The organism is Gilvimarinus gilvus (assembly GCF_030518155.1).
In the GTDB taxonomy this organism is placed as follows: Bacteria; Pseudomonadota; Gammaproteobacteria; order Pseudomonadales; family Cellvibrionaceae; genus Gilvimarinus; species Gilvimarinus gilvus.
This window is the reverse complement of the sequence record NZ_JAULRU010000648.1, coordinates 1-329: the sequence shown is the minus strand read 5'-3', so window position 1 is coordinate 329 and position 329 is coordinate 1. Positions and strand designations below refer to the sequence as shown.

Below are 329 nucleotides of genomic sequence, written 5' to 3'. Positions count from 1 at the left end.
ATTGCCTGGGAATGCAACCACGCCCTGAAGATCAGCGAAGTCAACGGCCACCGCTGCTACAGCGGCCCCTTGCCAGTCGAGATGACCTACCACCAGCGCCGCAATGCCTTCCGCGCCGCGCTGAAGCTGTCGCAACTGGTCGACGTGATCCTTGACGGTACCCACCTCAAAGGCAACGGTGCCCTGCGGGGCAAGCTGCTGGACATCTCCGCCACCGGCTGCAAACTGCGCTTCGAGGGCGATGTCGAAAGCCGCCTGCAACTGGGCCAGGTGTATGAGCGCTTCAAGGCGGGTAACCCGCTGGGCTTGGTCGACACCATGGTTGAGCT

General features: G+C 62.9%; 1 protein-coding gene. It reads left to right on the top strand.

The window, feature by feature from the left end; translation table 11 throughout:
* On the top strand, positions 1 to 329 hold a 329-nt coding region (locus tag QWI17_RS16625), incomplete at both ends, for a PilZ domain-containing protein (RefSeq protein ID WP_302723648.1).